The following is a 26,430-nucleotide window of genomic DNA, read 5'->3' as shown; positions in this document are numbered from 1 at the left end:
CATTACTCCTTCCCCTTTTCCACATTTGTCGGAATATGAATTACGATTGTTGTTCCCTGATTCTCCGCTGACTCGATTTCCATCCTGCCTTCAAGCAGCTCTACACGCTCGCGCATGCCGACCAGTCCGAAGCTTTCCCGGCTGCCCTGCTCGCTCACCTTTTTTACATTGAAGCCCAGCCCGTTATCCTTTACAACAATCTTGATCAGCTGCGCCTGATAAGTGATTTCTACCAGAACGTAACTTGGATAAGCGTGCTTCGCAGCATTGGTTAGCCCTTCCTGCACAAGCCGGTAAACTGCAGCTTCCATAGCGGAAGAAAGCCGGTGCTCCTTGCCCCTTGTTTCGAAGGTGGTACGGATTTTGGTTTTTTCCTCAAAGTCATGCACATACTTGCGGAGGGTTGGGATCAACCCAAGGTCATCCAGCGCCATAGGACGCAGATTAAAAATAACCTTTCGCATTTCTTCCAGACTGTAGCGGACCTGTCCCTTTAAATCTATTATTTCGTCCTGCACCAGGCCAAATTCCTGCTTTACCAGCATTCTTTCTACAATTTCCGTCCTTAGGACTAGATTCGCCAGCATTTGAGCAGGGCCGTCATGAATTTCCCGGGCAATTCTTTTGCGTTCCTCTTCCTGGGCCAAAATAATTTTAAGCCCGATCAGCTGCCTGTTTTTTGCCGTTTCGACAATCCGCGTGACTTGTCCCATTTCTCCGGCCAGGTAATCGATAACCACGCTCATTTGCGAACCGATGGATTCTGCGCGTTCAACAGAATTTTCGACACTGCGGACCCGCAGCTGCAGCTCATCCCGCCTGCTCCGCAGATAGATCTCCCGTTCCCTTGTCATCATAAGCTCAAGCTGCAGCTCCGTCGCTTTTTCATAGGCAATCCGGATATCTTTCTCCGAATAACGGACAAAATCACGGCTGACCTCGGTCAGCCGGATCCGTGAACGGTGATACTGCAGCTCCAGCTTATCGACTTTTTGCAATGTTTCATCCGTTTCTTCCATAACCCTCTGCAGTTCTTTTGTGAGTGCAACAAGCTCGTCCCGGGCAACATGCATTATTTCAAATATCTGATACTTGCTGCTCTCCATCACGTCGATGGTATTCTTAATGACGCGATCTATCGCATCGGCCTGAAATTCCACGGATGCTTGCCCCATTTCTATCGGATCGTATTAAAGGCTTTCCTTTATACTAACATATCACGATTCGATAGTTACGGTCTTCGTTTTCTGTTCCCATTTTACGGTCAGTCCAAGCTGCTCCGAGACGAGTCTAAGCGGTACTAAAGTCCTGCCGTCTAGGATTAAAGGAGCTACTTCAGCACTTTGACGCTTCCCGTTCAGTATATATTCCTTTTTGCCGACAGTCAGGTCGAGTGCCTTCGCCCCCCGCAGCACCATGATTTTCTTGGTATTCTGATCCCAGGCTGCGCTGCCGCCGAAGACATCCACTACATATTTAATCGGAATATAAGTGGTGTTGTCCTTAACGATCGGTGCGACATCAATCGCTTTTTTGGTGCCGTTAACCGTCAGCGACTTTGAACCGATGACCATGGAGGCCGCTGCCTTTGGAAGCCCTGCTTCACTGGACAGGGACGGCATAACAAAGGAAATATTATCAAAAGCTACCGTACCGGTCTTGGCCCGTTCGTCCTGCCCTTCCTCTACATTGACTACATATACTCTTTTGAGCGTTGCCGGGAACTTGATGCCCGAGCCCGACAGGTCGATGTTCAGGCTCTTCCAGCCATTCCAGTCAATCACTTTAGCCAGATCAATGTATGCTGTTGTTCCCGCATTGTCAACAACCTCAGCCCGCAGCCAGTTAAGGCTCATATCGCCCATAACATCCAGTGACATCGAGGTTGCCGCGGCCGGAATGCTCTTGCCGCTGGTTCCGTTGAACTGGGCATAGGCATACATTTTTCCGCTGCCTGCCGTCATGTCATAGCTGAGTGACAGCACCTTGGAGCCCGCACGTTCAGCCGATTCGGCCACAACCGCTGCCGTTCCGGTGACACCCGCTGCATTTGTAGTGAAGGCAATCGGATAGCTTACATTTTCGAAATCTTCCCAGGCTGTGGCAGCTGCTGTAGACAGCACAACCGCTGTACTGAAGCCGTCATACCGGGCAATCGCATAGCCTGTAGTTACGCCCGCATTGACCGAATTAACCGTAAGCTTGCCGTTCTGAACACTCCCGTTAAAACCGACCATTTCCCATTTCAGTGCCGTTGCCGGCACAGTCAGGGACGCCCCGCTTTTGGAGACTGCTGTAACAGGGACCGATACGGTCGTGCCCGCTGTCAAAGGAGCCGTAGATGTCCCGATAGACAGGCTTGCCAGATCCTCCCCTCCCAGAACAGTTACCTTTGTTGAGGCACTGGCTGCTCCGCTGGTAGCGGTCAGTGTGGCCGTTCCGGCTTTGACCGCCGTTACTTCACCTGCACTGACAGTCGCGCTGCCGTTGCTCGATGTCCAGGCCGGGTTACCCGAGGCCACATCTATCGGATTATAGTAGGTATCATAGCCCTTTAATGTATAGCTGGCTTTTTGTCCTATCAGCAGCACCGGACTGCCGCTGATCTTGATTCCCTTTACCGCTCCCTGCGGAGCGGAGGTATATACTCCCAGTCCGTTGACAATGCTGCGCTGCTCTGTTCCGTACTCTGTGTTGAAGGTTAAAGTAGTCGCCGTTTCGGCCAGCGGGCGGTCCACCATAGTTGTAGAGCCCCCTCCATCGAGGTTCAATCCCTTCCAGACTCCAATATTGGTCATAAAGGATTGCAGCTCTGTCAGTGACATCCCGGTGCTGTTAGCGTTATCCTCTACCGCAATCAGATAGACGTAACGGCCGTCCTGGGAATATCCCAGCGCTGTCCTTGCCCGGTAGCCGCCGATACTGGAAGTCGAACGCGAGAAGGCCGCCGCCTTGCCGCCATTAACCAGAATGGTATGTCCGCCGATCATCATTTGCAGACTGGCCGGATCTACGGACTGCTGAGTCGTTTTGGATTTCAGCGAGTATACACTGCTAAGCTTTTGGCCTACCGCCAGGTGGGCCTTGACGAATTGTGCAGCCAGCCCGTGAGTCCGCAGGATATATGCACCCTCCGGAACGGCCATGGGCAGTGCCGCATCCAGAGAAATTTGCGTAATAACATCATTCTGCACCAGTACCTCAGTCGGTGTTGTCGAGCTGTTCTTTGGCCGGTCCAAAGCGGTCCAGGCATCAGTATATATATAAGCAGCATTGGCATGGCTGTACGTGGAACTGCCGCCTTCAGGGCTATAAGCCCCCTTGTTAATACCGGATAACGGGAACTGAGACCCGTCCTCGGCAGTAACAAGACCTTCAAACGTATATTCGTCTATGACCGGCTTGCGGTCCTTGGTTACTGCGAAGGCATACATTCCATCAAGCTGCGAAGGTGTCGATACCAGAACTCCGCCGGATACCTGCCCTCCGATCGGTGCCCCTTCACCGCCAGTATTGAAGTAATCCCCGTTAATAGCGGCTACTGCTCCCGTTTCCGCCGCCATACCGCCTGTACTCTGCCGGGTAGTCAGATTACCGCCCTTGCCGGTCATTACATCCAGGGATACATAAGGATTGTTCAAATCCACACGGATGACATCCGCCAGTCCGGTTGCGCTTTTGCCTGAACGCAGTGCGGTGTATTTATATTTCATCATCATCGCTCCAGAGGTAATGACCTCTTCACCCAGCTTCGTAACTGTAAAAGAACTGGCTGCCGCCTGGGCTACAGGTGCTGTGCTTGCTCCCAAACCCGGCAGACCCTCACTTCCAACCACCGGCATAATCCAAAGCACTCCGGCCAATGATGCTGCAATCCAGCGTTTTGCCGCCGGCTTTCCTGTTCCCCGTCCCGGCTTCTTGTCACTGTTCCCCATGAAAACTTCACTCATTTCAGTGTAACTCTCCCATCTCTTTTTATAATCGCAATCTTTCACTGTCAAGCGTCTATTATGAAGTCAAAAAACAGGCATCTACTTCCCCATTACTATTAAATAGACTGAAATTTTAACGAAAAGTTGCGAATATTGCTAGATTCCTCCCTTCTCACTGCTGTTACAGAAACTGTAGACCACATAAAAAAGCCCCGCTTACACGGGGCTTACATCTTATAAGCAAACTTATTTTAAAGATAACCGGCCATACCCAGCATCCGCTGCAGCATAACCGCAGCCTGAGCCCGGGTGGCATTGCCCTGAGGCTGAAATTCCGTTGTGGTCATCCCCAGGATAATCCCTTCCTGTACCGCTTTTGCCACAAATTCGGCAGCCGCGTTCTGTATTTTGTTTCTGTCCTTAAATGCGCTTAGTGCAGAGGCAGCCGTACCGCTCAGGGTAATCGGATGCTCTGTATACTCCATTGCACGGATGATCATGATGGCCAGCTGTTCACGGGTAATATTGTCATTCGGACGGAAGCTGCCGTCTGTATTCCCGGTAATAATTCCTGCCTTGGCTGCTGCGCCAATGTAATCACCGGTTTGGGTTGAAGACTGAATATCACTGAAGCGCTGTGCCGTTTCCCTGTCGCCCAGGAGCCCAAGCCCCCGGCTAAGCATAACAGCGAATTCAGCCCGTGTAACCTTTTGCTCGGGCTTGAACGTAGTGCCGTAACTGCTGTCGATAATATTTTTGGCGGCAAGCAATGCTACAGTCGACTTGGCCCAGTGCTTACTCATATCTGTAAAGCTGCGGATTGACAGGAAGGTTCCCACCACCTGATTTCCTGTTGTATTCGCCCGGATAACGGTATAGCTTCCTGCTGAACTGATCTTCGTCGGTAAATACGTGGCGTCATAATAGACTAGATCAAGTCTGGCTGCCGAGGTCTGGTCACTGTTTAGTGTAGCAGTCGTCCGTACCGTATATTCCCCTGGGGAACTTAGGACTGTACCATTAGAATAATTGCCGCTTACTACAGCGCTCATGCGGATATCCGTCAGACTGGTAATGGTTTGCAGCCCCTGGCTTCTTAGCTTTTGTTCAAATGGTGTATATGTGCCGGAAGGTACCTTTTCCAGCCGGATGACAAGTGATATTGTGCTGCTGTCTGCAATCAGAGCTGCAGCCAGACTGTTCATGTTCACATCATCCAGCGCCAGATTGTACAGAGTATCCCCGTACCGGATGCCGAAAGCTGATTTGCTGTTACGGTTGACTGCATCCAGCAGCGGCTTCAGCGGCACCGACACATAAGCGGCAAGCTCTGTCTGAGGTACTTCGAATACCAGGGATGGTGTACCCAGCTTGTACAGATACTCATAGCTTGCAGTCAGCCGGTCGGCTGCAAGCACATAACGTTTGACTACCTGGTTATACACAGAGCGGTCGTCTGCTGTTGTTGCGGAATCGCTTTTGAGCAGCGGATATTCCTTGCCGAATTCACTGGCAGCCAGAATGCCCAGATAGGACGGGCGGCTGGATGTGGATGCTGCCGTGCCGGTCATATTCTGTACAGCGAGAGCTGTAAACGACGCAAGCGCAGTTCCGCTGAGATCAAGAATGCTGCCTGCCCCGGTCATGTAAGACAGGTCAACAGTCTGGCCTGCTTTGACTACAGTAGATAAAACCAGCTTCAACGTCGATCCCGATACATTAAAGGATTGGACACCTACCATGCTGCCGTCGACTCTGACAGCGAACTGGCCGCTATACAGCGTCGAGCTGGCCTGCATGCTTTTACTGAAATTAACAGTCAGTTCATCCCCTGTTATTGTTGCTGAGCTAATATTCGGCACGTTGGTTGTTACACTGCTTCCGGAGACCGATACAGGCTGAAGATTAATGTAAGAGGCCCGGTTACCGTTCAGATCACTGATTCCGGCTGTTCCCGGAACATACGAAACGGTGGTATAGCTGCCTGTTGACAGGGCACTCGCTAAAGTAAGTGTTACCTGATTGCCGCTCACGGCTACGTTAGTCACATAGTTAGGGGTGCTCCCGACCAGTACCGAGTACTGGCTGACCAGCGGCAGACTGTTCGGGGAGAGACCCTCATTATAAGTCAGGATAATTTGCTTATCTGACCCCGAAGCACTCTGGTAGACAGGCGCCACCGTATCACTGGTATTCCGGACATAGAAATCACTGAAGCTGGCTATATTTTGCCCGTATTGATCCTGCAGCGGATAAGAGCCGGCATAATACGTTACCCGGACGCTCTGCACGCTGGATGCAACATTGTTTAAGCCGAGTGTTACGGATGAACCGCTGGAGCTCATTGCGTTAACGCCCAGTGAGGTGCCGTCCGCATACACATAGAACTGGTTGTAGCCCGCAGCTGAGGCTGTTCTAAGCTGATCATTAAAGTTCAGCACCAGTGTTTTGCCGGTGAGGATGCCATCCTTGGGTGTCGGAAGCACGGACTGGATGTTATTGGTCACCACACGTGCTGTAAAGGAGCCTGCTGCGTTTCCGCTTAAATCCTCTATCATTCTTATTCCCTGGATGTAAGATATTCTAATAACTTGACCTACGGCGACACCGGTGCTGAGTGTAACGTAGACACTGTCCCCCTGAATATACACACTATCAATGTTACGCTTCTCTTCATTAACAGTAACGGCAAAGCTGCCCAGCATCAAAGAGACGCCGGAGTTGAGTGCTTCATCATACTTCAGGCGGATGGTACGGTTGCTTTCAAGTGATGCAGAAGACAGTAGCGGGGCTGTCTTATCCAGAGCTACTGTTTTAAAGCTCCAGGCGTTTCGCCCATTAATGCCTTCGAACGGATTGTTGCTGCTATCAACAAATGCTCCTTGCGCAATATCAACATAATAGATGGTATCATTATCCAGTCCTGCAGAAGGCACAATAGTAAATTCCTTTAAGTCGGCACTTGGATTTACTGTCGTTGAAAGTTTAGTTCCATTACTCTTATATAGGGCTACTCCACTCGCCGAGGCTAAAGTGGTTGCCTGATTGAAAGCGATTTTAATCGGCTGATTGATCTGCACTGCTTCACTGCGGTCAGCCGGACTTAGCGAGGTTATTCCGAAACCTGTAAGCGAAGTAGTCGTGAATGTCCATGTGTAAGGCCCGGAAGCCGGGAACACATTGCCATCCTGATCATAAAATGCCCCCTGCGGAATAGTCACCGTATATTGGGTGTTGCTTAACAGCGGATTCGCCGCAGAGGCTGAGGCAACCTTAATAAACCGGGTTCCCCCTCCCGTTACCGAAGCAGAATTCACGTTAAAATATCTGGCATTCGCCGTATTACTTGGCGACACAGATATGACTCCCGCAGCCGGCATCATCGGCTGGTCAAACGTAAGCTGAATCTCCGTGGATACCGCTACAGCACCTGCCCCGTTTGATGGGGATACCGTTATCCCCGGCACAGCCGAGCCTTTTATCGAAAAGCTCCAAACGTTACCAGTAGTAATACCTGCAAACGACTTATTGTCATCGTCTTTTAGAGCGTACGGATCAATCAGTACATAGTAGCTGCTGCCGGCTGTAAGCCTACTTGTTAAGGTCAATGATACTGTTGTAGTTGAGGTTGCGCTATCATTATACAGATAGACATAAGGCTCACCCTCTTTGATTTTAAACTCCTGAACCACAGAATTGTCCGCTGAGGCAATCAGCCTGATTGATCCGCCGCCCCTCTGCAGCTTCTTGTTTAGCTTCAGGCTCAGCTGGGTGAGACTGCTGTCAACCCGCGAATAATTAGCCGGAGTGTATTCTGTTGCAGTTATAGCCGAATTAATAGATGGGGCAGTAGTAAACGTAGAAGTTGCCCCTAACGATTCTAGCCCCAAATTATCCTTGAACATGCCTTGTGGTACATTTACGGTATACGTCTTGTTATATTCAAGCGTCTTGCCTAGTTTGACCTGATACTCCGTAGAGCTGCTGATCAGACCTGAACTGCCCACCGGAATCGTTACATACGGCTCGCTCGTCCCTTGTGCTGTAACTGTGATGTTTCCGCTTTGCGGACTTACCAGCCTATCAAAGCTAAGCTTGATATTAGAGCTAACATTTACATTCATCTCTCCCTGCGCCGGAGAGATCCCCACGTTAAATTCATTTGCGGCATGTGCCGTCTGGCTGCCAATTCCTATAGCTGAATACCCGGTACTAAGCAGCAGGTTGCCAGCAAGGATGAGTGCTGTCCAGAGTGAAACTTTCCTTTTCATCCGCTAAAAGACTCCTTTCAAGCCATACTTTCTCGTCAGTATACATATCCTTATATTTCGGCTTCCAGGCTTCCAAAGTTTAGAAGGCATCTGCTTTTACCGCCGCTGCAGCCTCTTTCGGCTCATCAATAGCGCAAAAAAGCCCGCAGCCAGAAGTCTTCTGTAATAGAAGTTCTGTCTGTGGGCTTGTCTATTTTGAAAAAAGTAGTGCTTTCTTGTCTTATGATAATCTAGACTCCGGCTTTGGCTTTCAGCATCTCCGCTTTATCGACACGTTCCCATGGAAGATCCACATCAGTACGGCCGAAATGTCCGTAAGCTGCAGTCTGTCTGTAGATCGGCTTGCGCAGATCCAGCATGGAGATAATGCCGGCAGGACGAAGATCGAAGCTGCTGCTGATCAGCTCAGCCAGCTTCTCTTCACTGATTTTGCCTGTTCCGTATGTATCCACATTAATCGAGACAGGATTAGCTACACCGATTGCATAAGCCAGTTGAATCTCACACTTGTCCGCAAGTCCGGCAGCCACCAGATTCTTGGCTACATAACGTGCAGCGTAAGCGGCTGAGCGGTCAACTTTGGTAGGATCCTTGCCGGAGAATGCGCCTCCGCCATGACGGGCATAACCGCCATAAGTATCTACAATAATCTTGCGTCCGGTTAAACCGGCATCCCCTTGAGGACCGCCAATAACGAAACGTCCTGTAGGGTTGATAAAGTACTTTGTATTCTCATCCAGCAGTTCAGCAGGAACTACCGGCAGAATAACATGCTCTTTAATATCTGCCTGAATCTGCTCAAGCGTAATTTCCTCAGCATGCTGAGTTGACACTACAACGGTATCAACACGTACTGGCTTTTCATCCTGGTACTCGACGGTAACCTGTGTTTTGCCGTCCGGACGCAAATACTCCAAAGTGCCGTCTTTGCGGACTTCGGATAACCGGCGGGCAATCCGGTGTGACAATGCAATCGGCAGCGGCATAAGCTCAGGTGTTTCATTTGTTGCAAATCCAAACATCAGACCCTGGTCTCCGGCACCGATATTTGCAGTTTCCTCAGCAACCTGTGCAGGATCGCGATTTTCAAGTGCAGCATTAACACCTTGTGCTATATCGGCAGACTGCTCATTAAGGGAGCTCAGTACCGCGCAGGTATTATAGTCAAAACCGAATTTTGCCCGGGTATAGCCGATCTCTTTAATGGTATTACGGACGATGGACGGAATATCGACATATTCCGATTTGGTGCTGATCTCGCCGATGACCAGTACAAGGCCGGTGGCCACAGCCACTTCGCAGGCTACACGGGCATTTGGATCATTAGCCAAAAAAGCATCCAGAACCGCATCAGAGATCTGATCGCAGATTTTGTCCGGATGCCCTTCCGTTACAGACTCGGAAGTAAATAAATGACGCCCTTTAATAGACATGTACATCAACCTCCCATATTGTTAGTCTGACACTGTATAAGGGGGCTCCTTAACACATAACAGGTCAAATAAATGGTAATAATATCATAATAAATTGCTGCCCGTTCAAAAAATGAACCTTTTCCCATATGGAAAAGGTTTATGGCTTTCCTCAAAAGTCATATTATCTTATTTGCCGGAAGGTGTCAATTAAAGGCAAGTTTCGCTATGATCAGAAAAGAGACTGCTCAGCCTGCTTCACAAGCCTCTTTGTAATTTCTCCGCCTACAGATCCGTTATCTCTGGAAGTCAGATGACCCAGATATGGAGTCCGACCTACCCCGCCCGATCCTCCTAGCGCCCCCAGCTCAGAAGCAAATTCAGTATCTGCTCCTCCGCCATAGGAATGACCATATAACCCGAATTCTGCTGCAATTTCATATTGCATTTGTTTCAGCATCGCCCGGCTTTCCGGTACTACTGTGCGATTAGTACGTGCCATGATACAGCACCTCCTGAATGATTGTTTAGAATTACAGGAAGTATTGTGTACCTGAACCATAGCTTTAAATCGGGTTAATGTTTGTCAGGTGTGGGAAAGAGTTCCGTGGTATAAAATTCATTCTGCCGGGCATTCTTATATATAAGTAAGAACACAAATAGTTATTTCAAAGTATACAGTCCGCGAACCATAACGACCAGTCCCAGCGTCTGGCCCTCTTGAACAGATATCCCCCGGCCATCACGCGGGAAAGATAATAAATGGTTGGAAGGTGCGGCAGTTCCGTTAAGAAGATCTGCACCAGCTGTCAGATCAGCAACCCCATTGCTGTCCTGCGAATAGATAACGGCTTTACCGGCGCGTACAATAAATTCAGCACCAGCTCCGGCAATCAAAGTCTGGCCCGGTTTAACGTCAACGATTTTTACAGCCTCTCCACTCTGAACTGGAGCGGTTGTTGCAACCGGTGCGGCCGTAGCTGCAGGGGTCGCCGTAGACGCGGGTGGTTGAGTTGCTGTTGTGCCACCGCCTTGAAGAGCTTTTTGAATCTGCTGGTCAACATAGCTTTTGGTGACCACCGGATCATCAGCCGTTCCTGGCTGGGAACCAACACCTGCACCGTCAGCTGTAACATTGAGCAGCGAACCAGCCCACAGGCTGCCTGCCAGCACCCCGGTTGCTAAGGATATTTTCCATACCGTTTTCATTAGCGTCCTCCTTTTGTATATATAAAAAAAGAATAGCCTCCGAAGAGGCTATTCTGTGCTTCGTTGGAGAAGCGAATTACTTAGCTACAGTTACAGTAACGCTGTTGTCGATAGCGTTGGAAGATCCGTCAGTGATGCCGGATGCGTCAGCAATCTTCACAGTGATGTTACCAACGTATGCAGCACTCAGATCCAGGTCACCAGCGGCAGCGGAAGTGTAAGCAATGATTTCTCCTGCTTGAACACCTGCAGTACCGTTAGTTTCGAAGTACAGTACATCAGCACCGTTGTAAGTGCCTTTCAGAGCGGAAACGCTCAGGAAGTACTTGCTACCGGAACCGGAAGCTACTGTTACAGCACCCTTAGCTTCAACACCGTTGATTGTAACAACGAAGTTGGAACCTACAGGAGCACTTACGGATTCACTGAAGTTAACAATCAGCTTCTTGGAATCGTCAACAGATACAGTAGCGGATGCCAGCTTAGGAGCAATACCATCAACCAGAGCTACGCCTTGAGTAAGCTTAGGTGTAATAGTGTTACCTACGGAATCCTGGATACCAGTGATCAGGAAGTCATAACCCTTAGAAGCAGAGATACCGCTTGTTGGGATGTAAACCTTAACTACCAGGTCAGCACTAGCAGTACCGCTGTAGTTAGTTGTTACATAAGAACCAGCTGGCAGAGCTTTTGCATCCAGAGAGTAGTTATTGATGTTTGTTACAGTAGAGAGGTTCAGACCGTTAGCATCTTGAATTGTGTAAGTGATAACTTGGTCAGATCCTTCTTTTGTAGTTGGAGCCGGGTTGCTCTTGAACACAGGCTGGCTGGAATCAGTAGTTGTGCTGGCTGTAAGAGCTACACCCTGTACAACTGCTGCATTAGCGTTCTTTTGAGCCGACAAGTCTTGAACCAGACCAGCTGGCAGACGCAGTGTGTAGTTACCAGTAGCAAATCCAGTTACATTCTTGAATGTAACAGTACCATCAGTGTTCGAGTAAGTTGCGGAAGATACAGATACTGGAGTGGATACACCAGTTGCATCGTTAATCAGTTGGAACTGAGTTCCCACAACATTAACTTTTTCGGAGAACTTAACAACCAGACCAGTCGAACCATAAGTAACACTTGCTACAGTAGGAGCTACAGTGTCCTTAGTGAAAGTAACGGCTTGAGTCGAAGTTGCAGTTGTTACGTTGCCCAGAAGGTCTCTGATACCAGCAGCTACAGTAACAGTTCCGTTGAATACGCCGTTAGTCCAAACTGGAGGAGCAACAGTAGTCAGAGTAAATGTTTTGCTGTCGCTTCCAGCACTTGGAAGCAGAGTGCCTTGGCTAACACCACTGGAGTTCAACAGTGTGAACACACCATTCAGGGAGTTCAAGTCAACAGCTTTGCTGAACACAACGCTGATTGTGTTTTCACCAGATACAGAGAAGCTAGTGATAGTAGGCAGTTCAACATCAGCTACAACCGTTACAGTTGTCTTAGTTGGGTTTGGAGAAATGTAATTACCTGCGAAATCCTTAACGTTCAGGAATGAAACGTCATAAGTCTTTCCAGTAACTAGAGTTGTCGAAGTAGTCAGGATTACCTCATTCAGAGCAGATCCTTTTTCAGCCTTCGCAGAAACGCCATCTACATAAGCTGTAATAACGCCAGCAGGCTCGGAAACAACCGGCTCGCTGAATTTCACAACAACTTTATTAGTAGTTGCTTTAGCTGTAGAAGTTACAGAAGTAATTGCAGGTGCAGTAGTATCAGCAACAGTGATCAGCTGAGTATAAGGAGTCAATTCAACGCCAGCGTCAGTCTTCACAGACTTAGTTACAGTAACTGTATACTGGCCCTTGAAGTATTCGCTGCCTGCTGGAGTCAATGTCAATTCAGTTTTGTCGGAAGACAATACTGCATTGGCAGTGTTGATGCTTACTGGTTCAGCACCAGTCAGGGTAGTAACAGCGATATTGTTATCAACCAGGGACTTATCAGATGCGATTACAGTGTCAGCATCGATAGCGCGGTTGAATTTGATAACCAGCTGCTTAGCGTTAGGTGTAGTAACGGATACAACCTTAGGAGCTGCAAGTGTTACCTTAGCAGTGTAGTCATGACCATTGTTCTTGAAGTTGATTGTAGTTTCAACGCCTTGAACCAGAGCAGTAGTCAGAGTTACAGTTGTAGTAGTTTTGTCAGAGAAAGTAACGAATACGCTAGTTGGGCTCAGCGCTTCAGCGGATGCTACAGTTGGAACAGCAGTCAAGTTGTCAACTGCATAAGCTGCTTCTACTACCAAAGAGCGAGTAGCGTTAGCTTTGAAGTTGGTGCCTTGAGCAACCAGACCAGCGTTGATAACTGCTTGAGCATAGCCTTTAGCCCATGCGGATGCGGAGTTATCAGTTGTAGCTGGAGTTTCCAGTTTCAGAGCGCGGAACAATACAGCCGCAACTTCTTCTACTGTTACTTTACCGTTGTAGTCGAAGATACCTTTAACAGTATCTTTACCTTGCATCAGGTTAGCTGCAGTAACAGCTTCGATGTAAGGAACTGCCCAGTTAGTAGCTGTGTAGCCTTTGTCTTTGTAAGACAGCTTACCAGTTACTTCAGTAAGACCGAACAGTTTAGTAACGATCTTAGCGAATTCAGCGCGAGTCAGATCTTTTTCAAGATGAGCTTGACCGTCCGGGTAGCCGTTCAGGATACCTTTAGCTGCCAAAGCGTCGAATTTAGCTTGTGGAGTTGTTGCAGTTTCACCAAATGCTACAGAGGCAAACATCGAGAATGCCATTGCTGTAGATAATGCTACGGATAAAATTTTCTTCATAACCTTTTTTTCTCCTCCTTGGACATTCATGAACTGAGAATTTTCTTTAGTTGGGTAGCTCATGTCACTCATTAGCCGATGCACCCCCTTTCCCGAGTTGAGCATATTAAGTATAAATAATGTCTGTGACGGGTATCACAGAAACTTGTAAACAGGTTTAAGGCAGACTAATACTAGATTCCTAATTCTACCTAAGTATTATACAATGTGCCTCAAGTCGCGTAAAGTTAATTTTTCCATACGGCATTACCTGAACCCTTCAGGATGCTGGGCAAATGCGTGGTGTAATTGACTCTACATCTTAAACGCAGAAGTTTTAAAAAAGTTGCGCTTGGTTCAAAAGTTTTTTAAAAAAATTATGTGTGGTGCTCCCCGACCCGTTAAAAGATACTTTTGTATCTTCTACTAACTATTGTTAATCTTGGGGAGCTACGGGAATTAGTATAGCATAGCGCCTTTCACAACGTCATTAAGCAATATTTGTTAAGTAAATAAACATAATTACCCTTTTTTAAACCCATATACTGGCGGACTGGCCAACAAAAAAAGCGCCTCACGCGGCGCTTTCCTTCTATAAACATATCCTAACGGATCTTCATGGATAGCTGGATCAATTCCTGGCGCTTTTCGGGGCTGGAATTTACATTCTCGTACATTGCATCAATTGCAGAGCGGTTCTCACGATAGGCCTTCTCATGTTTGATTGTTGTATGGGACCATTCAATCAAAGCATTCTCCGCGATAACAAGATCATTGTATGCATCATGGAATCCGGTAGCCTGAACAAGCTCTTCCATTACTTCCTGTGTAATCTCCTGCAGTGCGCGCTTTGCGGCAATTTCCTTCTCCAAAACTTTAGCTCTATTCTCAAACAGATTCTTTGCTTTCGTGTAATCCAGTTGCGCTTTAGATAAAATCGGTTTCATCGATGGCTTTCACCTTTCAGAAAAAAATTATTTTCTAAGTTATTGTAACGTAAAACAGTGCAGATTACAAAGTTAATGTCGGCGGTATGTAAATTCCTTCAAACAGGTGGTCTTGCATTCATTAATTAAAGTATAACCTCTTCTGCATAAAATAACCGGGCCGCGAACAGTTGTCGCAGCCCGGCGGTACTGAATTAATTGAAGGTTTTAGGGAAGATGCTGGTGCTCTTCTGCAATAGAGCCACGGCAATTTTGCCGGCTTCTGCTCTGGTTAGCTTGCCCTTTGGATTAAAATTGTATACCGGCTTGGTCTGACCGGTGACAGTAACGGCACTACCCTCCATAATCTTCGCCTTCGATACGGCTTCGATCGCCGGGCGGGAGTAGAAATCCATGCTGGCTGAGTCGACAAACGATTTGTTAAGGCTGGCCAGCAGCTTGGCATCATTGGCTGACATCTTAAGTTTAAGCGCCCGGGCAATCATTACCGCCGCCTGCTCTCTGGTGAGCGCCTGGTCCGGACCAAAGAATCCGTCGCTCAGTCCCGTGATGATCCCCGCTCTTGCCGCAGTCTCTATACTCTTGAAATTCCAGGTTGTAGATACTGCTTCCGGCACGATATCGAAGAAGGTCTGCTTGTTGGTATCATAATCAAGCGGAATATTCAGACCGGTTACCAGCAGTGTAGCGAATTCACCGCGGGTTGTTGTATCATCGGCCCCGAAAGCATCGGCGCGCAGGTTGGTCATAATTCCTTTGGAATAAAGGCCGTTCAGAATATTTCTTGCCCACGGGTGATTAGTAATATCCGTAAACCCGCGGCGCAGCTTCATAACAGTGTAGTAGCCGAACTCATCAAAAGGAACGGTTACGGTATGATTCTTGGTGTCGACCTCCCCGCCGATGTTCTCCCATTTGCCCGCGTCCGTGTAACGGAACACTGTAACGGTTGAACCGACCTCATCCACAACGTTTGGACTGAAGCTGAGCGTCAGCTCCCCGCGCTGGGAAGGTATGATTTTGCGGGACTGGCTGATCTGTGTGAAATTACCCTCGATGGAATATGGGGCAACCCCGTTAGATGCAGGTACATAACTGCTGCTTCCCTTGGTGCCTACCTCACCCAGACCACCGCTCAGCCAGTAAATATCCGATACTCTGGAAAAGTTACTGTTGGTCGCTGATGAGGTGAACCGGAGAACCAGCTCCTGCAGAATGACGAGCTGCTTCTGAACACCTACAAATCTTTCATCAACCGGGCTGACATTAATAATGTTGCCGTAATCGTTGGTACGCTCTACAACCCCGTCATTAGGGTCGGCAATCCCGAACAGCAGCTTGGTGTCAGGATAATACTTCGCTGCTCCTGAGCTGGTAAAGCCCTTCATCAAGGTTCCTTTAGGGAAATTCAGCTCTAATTGCTTGTTGAAGACACTATACTTTGTTGCTACCTTCTCAGCCATGTACTGCGTATCAATCTGCACCGCACTGGCGTAATAAACGGTTACTGTATCATTAAGGGTTGAATCCTTACGTACAATCTGAATCTTAATCGTTGTCGCCTTATCCGGCTTGAGCCCGACATAGTCGTAGGTAAAACGGTTCGCCAGGTCAGGACGCGGTACAGCTTCATATTTATCAATCATAACCTTAGTTGCGCCCTCAGCTTCAATATCAAACCGTATGAAGTTTTTGTTTACAACAATCTGGTTTCCGACAGTGGCTACCGGAGCCAGGATACGGTAAGGCAGCACTTCACGGACAATTTCAATTCTTTGCGTCGTTCTTGCGCCGGTCTTATTGATCAGCTCCAGTGTGTAAACATGGCTTCCTGGAGCATCGAACTTCAGATCCCGAATCCGCAGCAGGAAGTCCTTGGTTGTTCCAACATAATCATAGATTACTGAACCGTAGGTTCCCGGTGATGTATGATCATCCTTGCTGTTTTCTTTGAGCATAGTGGTATTGCCGACAGAAGTGAAGACCAGATCAGAGCCCCTGTAAAGATTAAGAGTTGTAGCTCCTCCGCCTTGTAGAACGAGATCGTAATTATCCCTGGTAGTTACATACTTGCCGTCCGTATAGGTAATCTCAGCCGGTAGAGCCAGAATTGCATTGCGCTTGGCATCATTAGTACGGGAATCCGTATCGAATGTCGGACGGTTCGTTACCAGTACCGGATGAAACTGCGTCAGATTAGATACGTTTGTATCAATAATATAGATACGCAGTTCTTTGGTAATTACACGCTGGTTGCCGGAGGAGTCCATGGAAATCCCCGTAAACATCAGTGTATTTTCCCCATATACCAGCGGACCGGCCTGATCGATCTTCAGAGTGACTTTGAATTTCGGCGCCTGCATGGTGACATTGAACTGCGGAGTTGCTGGTAGCACATCCCACGAATTGCTGTCCCTGCCGTTAATCTGGAACTGGGCTCCGGAGATATTTTCAAACCCGATATATTCTCCCTCTACAGTAATGCTTGAGGTTGAATTGGAGTTATACTCGATTGTCTGGCCGTCCTGTAAATTGCTGACATAGATATAGTTCTTCGATACATAAGAGATATTTACATTGTACACCGAATTGGATGTGCCATACTTAAACTGAACCTTCTGCTGGCCGTTCGAGAATCCGGTAATTCTGTATACCTCCTGGGTCCCGTCAGTATTCAGCCCGGTTGCAGCAATTTTGGTAAGCTCTAGGCCTTTGGTACTCAACGGAAGATACATCGCGCTTAAAGCGCCGGTGGGCGTAACATTCGTCTCAACCAGGATGTAGAAATTATCTTTTTCCATCTGTTGTCCGTTCAGCGGAAGCTTGGACACATCGGCAATACTTTTGCCTGTTGCATAATCCGGAAGGTAGTAGATATTATTGATTACCGTCTCTCCGGGAACATAATAGTATGATTTTAAAAGGGATGCAGTATAACTTCCGAATGTTACGGTCAGCGTAAAGTCATTGCTGCCGGTAGCAATAGGAACATCCTCTGAGGTTGAAAACTTCACCAGCTTGTATGCCGGCGTAATACCGTCAGGTCCAGGAATGGTCTGCTCCTGAGTCGTTGTGATGGTTCGGATGGCAACTTCACTAGTTGTACCTGCGTTAATGACTAGCTTACCTGCACCTGAATTCCCACCAAAAGCGGAAGCATTGTAAGGAAGCAGCACTTCCCCTGACAAGCCGGCGGTAAATGTATTTGCTACCGAAAGTGTCGGTGTATTGTTTATCAGAGAGTACTTGCTGCCCGCATGAACCAGATCCAGAGCAGCGTACGGCTGATCTGTATCAAAAAAGTATACATTGCGGTCGATGGTAATTTTGTCGGAGGCATTCTGAACAATAATCTGCAGTGAGCTTAGCCCCGGCTGCAGCGTCAGGGCCGGAGTGAAAAAGGTTCCATCCTCCAGCAGGGAGGTCTGAAGCGCTGTTCCCCCGTTTAGTGACACAGTTACCTTCGTAGCGTTGGCTACTTTACCTTGCAGCGTAATTGAAGATACAGGAACCACCACCTGTGTGCCTTCATTCAGGTTAAGAGCAGCCGGTCCGCCCAGTACCTGGAGCGATGTCACATAAGGTACTCTGTCATACAGGACATAAAAGGACTCGGAACGCGTCAGATTCCCCTGAAGTCCGGAGAAGGTGATTTTGTTAAAGCCGGAATACAAGGTTACTCCGCTTGTTGTAAAGCGGTTGCCCGGACTGTTGGCATCGGTGGTCACAGTCCCTGTGGTCAGACGCGTGGAATCTGTTACCCATCTGCCTAAGCTGTCCTGCGACAGCTGCTCCACAACAACCTTCATTGTGGTAGAAGTGACCTGTGAGTAAACACCGGTTATGTTAAGTGTGGAATTGCTCGTCAGATAAACTTTGTCACGGGTAATGGCATTTGCCGATCCTGTAACAGCACTTGGATCCAGTACTACCGTGGAGCGCAATGTCTGATCATCGGGAGTAAAATAAGTTGTGACTGCAGTCGCCGCAGCCGCCTGAGGCATATATTTGCCCGGGAACATAGAAACGATCAGAGCCGCAAGCAGCACCCAGACAAAGGGTCTCTTAAAGCGTTGCATGTGTATATCTCTCCTTTGAGTTAAAGTTCTCTTCGTGACCTTCACTTTTTTCTTTATCGGTTATTTCCGGCTATCTTGTTAGGGAGAACAGCAAAAAACTCATCCTTAAAAAGGATGAGTTTTGTTAATTTAACAATAAAAGTCTGAATAAGAGCGGTAAACTAAGACTTCGAACTGCGCTCCGGTGCAAGCTTGAGGCGCATTCTCAGGAATAAATCAATCAGCGGACGTTTGGTTTTGCTGATAACGCCGGTAATTTCCGCACCGATCTGCAGGAAGAACAGCATCACACAGATTACTACAAAAGTAACCCAGTTGGCCTCATACAGGGAAGCAGAAGTTTGGATGACAGCCAGTACACCAAAGAAAGCGGCGATCCCGTAAATAATCAGCACCGTCTGGCGGTGGCTGAATCCGAGCTCGCGCAGGCAGTGATGCAGATGCCCTTTGTCCGGTGCAAAGATTGGCTTCTTCTGCAGCTTGCGGCGTACGATTGCAAAGAATGTATCCGATAAAGGAACCCCGATAATGAGGAGCGGTGTAATAAACGAAACGACAGCGATCTGCTTGAATCCGAGCAATGCCAGCAGTGCCAGACAGAACCCGAGGAACAGTGAGCCTGTATCACCCATAAAGATTTTGGCGGGATGAAAGTTGAAGAACAAAAACCCTAAAATACTGCCAAGCAGCAGCAGGCACAGAAGCGCAACCATTGTATTACCCATCAGGAAGGCCATAACCGCAATTGTGGCAATCGCTATACCTGATACTCCGGCAGCCAGCCCGTCCAGACCGTCAATCAGGTTAACCGCATTGGTTACGCCGACAATCCAGAAAATCGTCAGCGGTACGGCAATCCAGCTCTCCAGTGAGGAATACGTATTATTAAATGGAATGTTTACGAAATCAACAGTAATGCCAAAACCGAAAACGACGATGCATGCTGCAGCAATCTGGCCCAGCAGCTTCACTTTGGCTGAAAGCTCGAAACGGTCATCAAGTCCGCCGATCAGGACAATCAGTCCACCCCCGCACAGCAGCGCTTTGATGAAATGTGTCTCCCGCGAAGTGAAATCGTATGGAATAATCGGCAATACGGCAAGCAGGCCTAACACAAACGCCAGGAAAATACCAAGACCGCCGAGGCGGGGCATAATTCTCGTATGCACCTTTCGGGCATTCGGCACATCTGTGGCACCAATCTTAATAGCGAATCTCTTCACTAGCGGTGTCAGGAGAAGTGCAAGTCCCATGCACACAATAAATCCGGCGATGTATATGATTAACATTTGAAAAGTCGACCCCCATTTCTCTACCGCATTGAATTATACGCTGAACTAAAAGCAAATTCCAATTCCGTTTTTAGGCTGTTGTTCGGATATTCCCGGTAAATTGGCTCGTTTTTTCAGGCTTTTGTCACTTTATCTTTCTCACGCAGCACTTTTACTGCAAATTTCGGCAGCGCAAGCATTCTTTTGTATCGTGTCGGTTCTTTCAGAAGACGATATAGCCATTCGGCCCGCAGTTTCTGGAACGCAACAGGTGCCCGTTTGCTCTTACCGGAGATCACATCAAAGCTTCCGCCTACTCCCATCATTACAGGAATATTCAGCTGCGATTTGTACTTGGCGATCCACGGCTCCTGGCTGTCCGCCCCTCTGGCGACAAACAGCAGGTCAGGCTGGACCTTCACAATATCTGCCACAACAGCTTCGTCTGCTTCCGGACCAAAGTAACCGTCACGGTAGCCGGCAATTACGATACGCGGATATTGAGATTGTAACCTGGAGACGGTCGCCCGAATCACTTCAGGAGTAGAACCCAGGAGATATACTTTCCAGTTATAGCTTTCGCCTTGACGCAGTAATTCATGTAAAAGGTCGAATCCCGCTACACGCTCAGCCACCGGCTCCTTGCAATACTCTGCAGCCCACACTACGCCAGTCCCGTCAGGGACCACCAGTTCTGCCGATTTCATTATTTCCATGTAGGAAGGGTTTTCCAGTGCAGCCATAACCATAATGGGATTGGCAGTAATGACCTGGTGCGGCTCACGTTTACGCACTGCATCGGTCAAATAAGAGACTGTAGCCTGCATATCGACTTTGGAAACACGTATACCAAAAATCGGTACAGTAGGCAAAATACTATCTGCTTTCACGTTCACTCATCCTTTACGGCGTAAATATTCTACAATCCAGCGGGCCGGTGCTTCAGCTTCTAGGGCCAGTGAGGCGATCACCGGTTCCCGCTCCTGCTTCCAGGCTTCCCCCTGCTCAAGAAGCAGAAGAGTTTCCGCGGCAACCTTGTCTGCCTCCAATGTACCCGTCGATCCGACAGGTTTGGAGCGGATCCGCTCCAGAAAGTGGTCAATCTTCGGATCATACGAGACACCCATCAGCGGCACCCGTCTGCCGGCGGCATAAATCAGGCTGTGCAGGCGCATGCCGATCAGCACATCGCACTCTGCAACCTCGCGCAGCATCTGCTGCGGATGCAGCGCATCTTCACGTATACTGACCCTTCCTCCTAATGCAGCAGCCTCTTTCTCCAGCTTCTGCATGACATAACGCGAGGCTTCATTGTCAATAGGATGGTGAAAAGGCAGAAACCGCAGGTCAAAGGGCGTTTGAGCACAGGCCTTCAGCAGCCCTTCAGCGATTGCATTCAGCTCATGCCGTGACTCCTCCCAGAAACGGACGGAAATTCCCACAGTCTTCGGCCCGGAGGCTGTATCAGCAGAGGATACGCCCGTAGACTCCGCTATTTGCTCAAGCTCAAGCCCCATTACAGGATCGGGCACAACCTGGATGTTATTTGGGCTCAGCCCCATGCTCTCCAGCAGGCTGCGGGACTGTTCGTCCCTCACGGACACATAGGTACTTTTACGGAATACTGACTTAATCAGCGGGTGGAACAGCTTGCGGTTAACCGGACCGATCCCCTGGGCATAAATAAAGGTCGGCTTGCCCAACCATTGGGCAAGCTTCAGGATCCCCAGATAATACGGTATGGTCTTAGAACTGGTTACATCCTGCAGCAGGCTCCCGCCTCCGCTGATCAATCCGGCGCTTTCAGCGATGGCCTGCCGCACCTCGCCCAGCTTCATCCGGTGGACAGACTTAACACCGTAGGTCGAGGTTGTCCATTCCGGGTCTATAGATAATACAACAGGTTCAACCGTTATCCCGGCGGCTTGTGACTGTTTCCGCAACGCATTCAGAATCGATTGCAGAACAGCCTCGTCTCCGCTGTTGCGGAAGCCGTAGTAGCCGGAAATTACAATTTTTTGAGCAGAGGCGACCATCGTTTCCAACACCTTTCCGCGATCTGCCAGACTGCTACGGCAATCAGGCCAATAATAAGCCCAAGTCCTAATCCAAGGAGTCCGCGGATCAATGAGATCAGCACCGGAGTATGGATATGGGCAAAGGTATCCACCATTGACAGCTGGCCGATGACCGCAACAATCATAATAAAGGCGGCGTTGCGGTATTTATAGGCCATAAAGGCGCCCAATATAAACAGCGGATGGGCCAGCAGGAACTCCTTATTGCGCGGCCGCACGCCAACTGTATTCTCCAGGAAAGTACGGAAAGTCATTTCAATGGAGCTGACGCTGCCGCTGTTGCCCGTTCGGCTTAAATAGTACATGCCCAGCACACCGAGAACACCGGCGGCGATGACCATGGCCAGGGTAACCGGTGTACGCAGAAGCTTGCCGGTCTTGTTAAAGGCAAACTCTCCGCGGTATAAGAGTATATACAAGGCAGTCAGTCCAATAGGTGCCAGGTGCAGCAGACTGACGCCGCGGAACTGGTTAAGTACCAGACTGTAAGTAACATTGTTAAGCAGGGCAATAACAAACGGCACAGCACTCAGCGAGATAAGTGCAGTCTTGATATAGAGCACAAGGCTATGCGCCAGCCGGCGTCCGGGACTCATAACTGCATAAGTCAGTTTGTTAATCCGCAGCGGCGGCCCCTGCTCGTTGATCTTGCGGACAGCCAGCACAGTCGCAACTGTCGGTGCACTAATTGCAACTGCAAGCGCCAGTGCCTGCTCAAACAGCTGCGGCTTCAGCAGCAACAGACCTGCACTGCCGGCCAGTCCAAGAATCCAGGCGGCCAGGGTAAGCCACGGAATGAAGTAAGACACAAGCAGGGCTACCATGGATACTGCGCCGATAACAGCCCCCAGCTTGAAGTAGCGCTGGTAGGAGGAATCAACGACGTCAAAGGCTTCAGCCTGACCAAGTGTAAATCCGTTATCTTCAATCTTCTGCACGGCTCCGTCAGGGCCGCTTAGGCTGGTCACCAGGTTGTCCAGGGTATCTTTAATCTGAGCTGTAGTAGTATCCCGTGAAGGGATGGTATTGAGATACAGCATGCGGATGTTGCGGTCCTTGGTGGCCAGGGCAAACCTGTCGGCAATGACTTCCGGAGACAGCCCGGAATCGCCTTCGCTAAGCGAATACAGGCGCGCCACATTATAATCAAGCAGATAAGCCAGCTTGCCGAATCCCTTTTGCTGGGCCTTGATATTCTCGATGGCCGCTATCCCCATCCCGCGTTCCTTAAGGAGATCAGCAAAAGCGGTAAGGCTGCCGGTATCGGCATCATCCGTGAAGCCTTTAACCGATTCCCCTTCGAACAGTATGCGTTTGACACCAAGCTCCTGATAGCGGTCCAGCAGCTTTGTAACGGTTTCTTCATTATAGGCAAGAGAGTCCACCAGACGCGGAACAATGCTGAAGCCCTTCTCATGCAGCATCTCCAGATTGAACGGGTCAGGCTGGAGCGGCTTCAGGGTAGCATCTTCCAGCGGGGTTTTGATAATCAGCCCCTGCTGCCCGCGGAAGCTCCAATTTTCAGTGTCAATGCCAAGCACTTGAAAAGCATCCTGAATCAACGGTGCGAGCACCGAACTATTCTCCGTGCTCGTAAAGAGGACGTATGTATAGTTCTCATTCTCGGGAATTACAGTATCAGTAAGGTTGGCAATATCAGTTGCCCCCCACATCATCAGGCGGCGGGCCTTGCGGTAATCCTCCAGCGTGCTCTCGTAGATGGCCATGCTTTGAACGCCGGCTTCCTTGAGGCGGTCAAGCTGCTGGGCAATGTAATCCTTAGGGTTCACACGGTAGCTGGCTACCTCCACCAGATCACGGTAATCAAATACAAACTCAACTGTCTTGGAAGATTTCTCGGTCTGCATACGGTCATAGACAACCGGGAGAGCAGACAGAACACCGATTACTACGAGAATCCATAACCACTTACGTGAAGTAATATTCCATTGTTGCCATTTCTGGTGCACCAAAAGTACCTCCTCTTTCACTTCCTAACTCAAGCAGAAACGGATGTCTGTCCTGTCAGGAGCAGTATCCGTTTCTGTGAGAAAGCTTCATATCATGCAGGATTATTATTTCCCGTCGACGCGGGCCATAACCTGCTCTGTAAGGGCAGCCACCTTGTCTTTTGCATTCTGCAGCGATTCTCCGCGAACCGCAAAGTATACTTTAATCTTCGGCTCTGTGCCGGATGGGCGCAGACAGAACCACGAACCGTCGGACAACAGATACTTGAGCACATTTTCCTTAGGCAGCCCGTTAAGGCCAAGTGAATAGTCGAGCACCTCGGTAACGGAAGCTCCAGCGATTTCCTGCGGAGGATTACTGCGCCAGTCACTCATGATCCCCTGGATCTGGGCTACCCCGTCCTTGCCCTTGAGCGTGCGTGATTCCAGGCTTTCCAGGAAGTAGCCGAACTGTTCATACAGCTCCTGAAGTACATCATACAGCGTCTTGCCCTGCGCTTTATAATAAGCACCTGCTTCGGCAATCAGCATGGAGGCAAGCACGGCATCCTTGTCGCGGGCATAGTTGCCGGCCAGATATCCGTAGCTTTCCTCATATCCGAACAGATAGGTATATTCACCGGACTGCTCGAACTGGGTCATTTTCTCCCCGATATATTTGAAGCCGGTCAATGTATTGAAGACGGTGGCACCGTAATACGAGGCTACCGCCGCTCCCATCTCACTGGTAACGATAGTTTTGACTACAGCACCGTTGCTAGGCAGCTTGCCTTGTTCCTGCAGACGGCTCAGGTAATAATGGATCATCAGCGCTCCGGACTGGTTGCCGGACAGTACTACAAAATTGCCCTCATTATCACGGACGACGGCTCCCATGCGGTCCGCATCCGGGTCCGTTCCGATCAGCAGGTCTGCATTAAGCTCTTCGCCCAGCTTGATCGCCAGCGTGAAGGCTTCGCGCTCTTCGGGGTTCGGTGACTTCACAGTAGAGAATTCGGAATCCGGCTGTTCCTGCTGGGGTACGACATGTACCTCAGTGAAGCCGATTTTCTTCAAAACGCTGCGGACCGGCAGGTTGCCTGTCCCGTGCAGCGGGGTATATACGATCTTGAAATCACGGCCGAGTGTTGAAGTAATCTCCTCACGGGCAACGCTGACGGCTGCCACTGTATCTGTGAAGGCCTCATCCTCTTTCTCTCCCAGCCAGTGCAGCAGGCCTTGGCTCTCCGCTTCTTCACGGGAAAGACGTTTAACACCATTGAAGGAATCAACCTCCAATATGTAGGAAATTACCTTTTCCGCTTCATCCGGTACAAGCTGTCCGCCATCGGCATTGTACACCTTGTAGCCGTTATATTCCGGAGGGTTATGGCTCGCAGTAATAACTACGCCTCCTGAAGCCTTTAAATGACGTACAGTAAAGCTCAGCTGCGGCGTAGAGCGCAGGGAAGGGAACAAATGCGCCTCAATCCCGTTACCCGCCAGAACAAGTGCTGCCTCCAGCGTGAATTCCGGTGAGAACCGGCGTGAATCGTGAGCGATTACGACGGATGGCCGGCCTTCGCCCTTATGATTCTCAAGAATATAGTTGGCGAAGCCTTGAGTGGCCCGGCCCACGGTATAACGGTTCATGCGGTTGCTGCCGGCGCCGATTACTCCGCGGAGACCGCCTGTACCGAATTCCAGATCTCTGTAAAAGCGTTCTTCCAGCTCCTGCAGATCATCCGCCAGAAGGTTCAGCTCTTGTTTGGTGTTCTCGTCAACAGAAGGGTCCTGCAGCCAGCGGCTTAATGTTTCTGCGGCTTTCGGGCTTAATTGAGTCATATGAATCTCTCCTTCTCCATCTATAATTTAGGGTAGTATAACTGGGATTAGCTGAGCGCGAACATAATTTCGCCGGAAGCCACAACCTTGCCGTCCACCTTGGCGGTGGCCTGGCCTTTTCCGATGCTGCCTTTAAGTCTGGTGATTTCTACCTCGAGGGTAAGCGTGTCCCCCGGTACAACCTGGCCCCGGAAGCGGAAGCCGTCCAGCCCTGCCAGAAAACCGATTTTCCCGCGGTTGGCTTCAACCCCGAGAATAGCTACAGCACCAACCTGAGCCAGCGCTTCAGTAATCAGCACACCCGGCATAACCGGATAACCCGGGAAATGGCCTGCAAAAAACGGCTCATTTACCGTTACGTTCTTGATGCCTACAGCCCGTTTGCCCATTTCAATTTCGATAATTTTGTCCACCAGCAGAAATGGGGGCCGGTGGGGGATTATTTCCTGGATTTCATTGATATTCAGCATTTAAGCAATGCTCCTTTCGGATTTAACCGCGTCATTGGGCAGTCCTCCGGCAGGCTGCAGCTGTAATCTTGCCGAACCCTGCATAAAGTTGGACCGCTCCGGTAAAAACTATAATTATCCTTCACCACCTGCAGCAGTGGAGGTTAAGATAAGGGGCTTTCTCC

15 protein-coding genes are annotated in these 26,430 nt (G+C 49.3%); all 15 read right to left on the bottom strand.

Annotated features, from left to right (window positions below; genetic code table 11):
- Positions 1-2: 2 nt before the first annotated feature.
- The gene (locus BLR64_RS09630) at positions 3-1,160 is read right to left on the bottom strand and encodes a sensor histidine kinase (protein WP_068728003.1); all 1,158 of its coding nucleotides are present in this window, start codon (positions 1,158-1,160) and stop codon (positions 3-5) included.
- A gap of 57 nt (positions 1,161-1,217) precedes the next feature.
- Positions 1,218-3,950 carry a stalk domain-containing protein gene (locus tag BLR64_RS09625; RefSeq protein ID WP_090713906.1) on the bottom strand — a complete coding sequence of 911 codons (2,733 nt, stop codon included), beginning with the start codon at positions 3,948-3,950 and terminating at the stop codon, positions 1,218-1,220.
- 233 nt (positions 3,951-4,183) lie between these two features.
- Entirely contained in the window at positions 4,184-8,203 is a 4,020-nt protein-coding gene (locus BLR64_RS09620) for an Ig-like domain-containing protein (protein WP_090713905.1), read from the bottom strand.
- 230 nt (positions 8,204-8,433) lie between these two features.
- The gene (metK, locus tag BLR64_RS09615; protein ID WP_090713904.1) at positions 8,434-9,636 is read right to left on the bottom strand and encodes a methionine adenosyltransferase; all 1,203 of its coding nucleotides are present in this window, start codon (positions 9,634-9,636) and stop codon (positions 8,434-8,436) included.
- A gap of 211 nt (positions 9,637-9,847) precedes the next feature.
- Positions 9,848-10,117, bottom strand: coding sequence for an alpha/beta-type small acid-soluble spore protein (locus tag BLR64_RS09610; protein WP_068728006.1), 270 nt, complete (start codon positions 10,115-10,117; stop codon positions 9,848-9,850).
- Positions 10,118-10,278: 161 nt separating this feature from the next.
- The gene (locus BLR64_RS09605; RefSeq protein ID WP_090713903.1) at positions 10,279-10,824 is read right to left on the bottom strand and encodes a hypothetical protein; all 546 of its coding nucleotides are present in this window, start codon (positions 10,822-10,824) and stop codon (positions 10,279-10,281) included.
- A 76-nt stretch (positions 10,825-10,900) separates the two neighbouring features.
- A complete protein-coding gene (locus BLR64_RS09600) occupies positions 10,901-13,720 on the bottom strand; it encodes an Ig-like domain-containing domain (RefSeq protein WP_090713902.1) in 2,820 nt (939 codons plus the stop codon).
- A gap of 512 nt (positions 13,721-14,232) precedes the next feature.
- A complete protein-coding gene (locus tag BLR64_RS09595) occupies positions 14,233-14,574 on the bottom strand; it encodes a hypothetical protein (protein WP_068728009.1) in 342 nt (113 codons plus the stop codon).
- A gap of 194 nt (positions 14,575-14,768) precedes the next feature.
- Positions 14,769-18,653 carry an S-layer homology domain-containing protein gene (locus BLR64_RS09590; RefSeq protein WP_090713901.1) on the bottom strand — a complete coding sequence of 1,295 codons (3,885 nt, stop codon included), beginning with the start codon at positions 18,651-18,653 and terminating at the stop codon, positions 14,769-14,771.
- A 161-nt stretch (positions 18,654-18,814) separates the two neighbouring features.
- Positions 18,815-19,942, bottom strand: coding sequence for a glycosyltransferase family 4 protein (locus BLR64_RS09585; protein WP_090713900.1), 1,128 nt, complete (start codon positions 19,940-19,942; stop codon positions 18,815-18,817).
- Between the two features lie 116 nt (positions 19,943-20,058).
- Positions 20,059-20,820 carry a WecB/TagA/CpsF family glycosyltransferase gene (locus BLR64_RS09580; RefSeq protein WP_415840999.1) on the bottom strand — a complete coding sequence of 254 codons (762 nt, stop codon included), beginning with the start codon at positions 20,818-20,820 and terminating at the stop codon, positions 20,059-20,061.
- Positions 20,821-21,960: a polysaccharide pyruvyl transferase CsaB gene (csaB, locus tag BLR64_RS09575; protein WP_090713899.1), complete on the bottom strand. Its 1,140-nt coding sequence runs from the start codon at positions 21,958-21,960 to the stop codon at positions 20,821-20,823. It abuts the gene before it with no gap.
- Positions 21,933-23,972: a DUF5693 family protein gene (locus tag BLR64_RS09570; protein ID WP_090713898.1), complete on the bottom strand. Its 2,040-nt coding sequence runs from the start codon at positions 23,970-23,972 to the stop codon at positions 21,933-21,935. The genes csaB and BLR64_RS09570 overlap by 28 nt, the downstream gene beginning before the upstream one ends.
- A 105-nt stretch (positions 23,973-24,077) precedes the next feature.
- On the bottom strand, positions 24,078-25,796 hold the full coding sequence (locus tag BLR64_RS09565) for a phospho-sugar mutase (RefSeq protein WP_090713897.1): 1,719 nt from the start codon (positions 25,794-25,796) through the stop codon (positions 24,078-24,080).
- Between the two features lie 47 nt (positions 25,797-25,843).
- Positions 25,844-26,266 carry a 3-hydroxyacyl-ACP dehydratase FabZ gene (gene fabZ / locus BLR64_RS09560; RefSeq protein ID WP_068728016.1) on the bottom strand — a complete coding sequence of 141 codons (423 nt, stop codon included), beginning with the start codon at positions 26,264-26,266 and terminating at the stop codon, positions 25,844-25,846.
- Between the last annotated feature and the right edge of the window lie 164 nt (positions 26,267-26,430).

Origin of the sequence: Paenibacillus typhae, assembly GCF_900099765.1 — a bacterium.
In the GTDB taxonomy this organism is placed as follows: Bacteria; Bacillota; Bacilli; order Paenibacillales; family Paenibacillaceae; genus Paenibacillus_AQ; species Paenibacillus_AQ typhae.
The sequence above is the reverse complement of the archived record's forward strand: the minus strand, read 5'-3'. Positions and strand labels throughout refer to the sequence as shown.

Bases quoted from the DNA above. Each gene is read 5' to 3' on its own strand.
- BLR64_RS09590 (WP_090713901.1), bottom strand. From the start codon at position 18,653: ATGCAACGCTTTAAGAGACCCTTTGTCTGGGTGCTGCTTGCGGCTCTG.
- fabZ (WP_068728016.1), bottom strand. From the start codon at position 26,266: ATGCTGAATATCAATGAAATCCAGGAAATAATCCCCCACCGGCCCCCA.
- BLR64_RS09610 (WP_068728006.1), bottom strand. From the start codon at position 10,117: ATGGCACGTACTAATCGCACAGTAGTACCGGAAAGCCGGGCGATGCTG.
- BLR64_RS09565 (WP_090713897.1), bottom strand. From the start codon at position 25,796: ATGACTCAATTAAGCCCGAAAGCCGCAGAAACATTAAGCCGCTGGCTG.
- BLR64_RS09585 (WP_090713900.1), bottom strand. From the start codon at position 19,942: ATGTTAATCATATACATCGCCGGATTTATTGTGTGCATGGGACTTGCA.
- BLR64_RS09625 (WP_090713906.1), bottom strand. From the start codon at position 3,950: ATGAGTGAAGTTTTCATGGGGAACAGTGACAAGAAGCCGGGACGGGGA.
- BLR64_RS09620 (WP_090713905.1), bottom strand. From the start codon at position 8,203: ATGAAAAGGAAAGTTTCACTCTGGACAGCACTCATCCTTGCTGGCAAC.
- metK (WP_090713904.1), bottom strand. From the start codon at position 9,636: ATGTCTATTAAAGGGCGTCATTTATTTACTTCCGAGTCTGTAACGGAA.
- BLR64_RS09600 (WP_090713902.1), bottom strand. From the start codon at position 13,720: ATGAGTGACATGAGCTACCCAACTAAAGAAAATTCTCAGTTCATGAAT.
- csaB (WP_090713899.1), bottom strand. From the start codon at position 21,960: ATGGTCGCCTCTGCTCAAAAAATTGTAATTTCCGGCTACTACGGCTTC.
- BLR64_RS09605 (WP_090713903.1), bottom strand. From the start codon at position 10,824: ATGAAAACGGTATGGAAAATATCCTTAGCAACCGGGGTGCTGGCAGGC.
- BLR64_RS09595 (WP_068728009.1), bottom strand. From the start codon at position 14,574: ATGAAACCGATTTTATCTAAAGCGCAACTGGATTACACGAAAGCAAAG.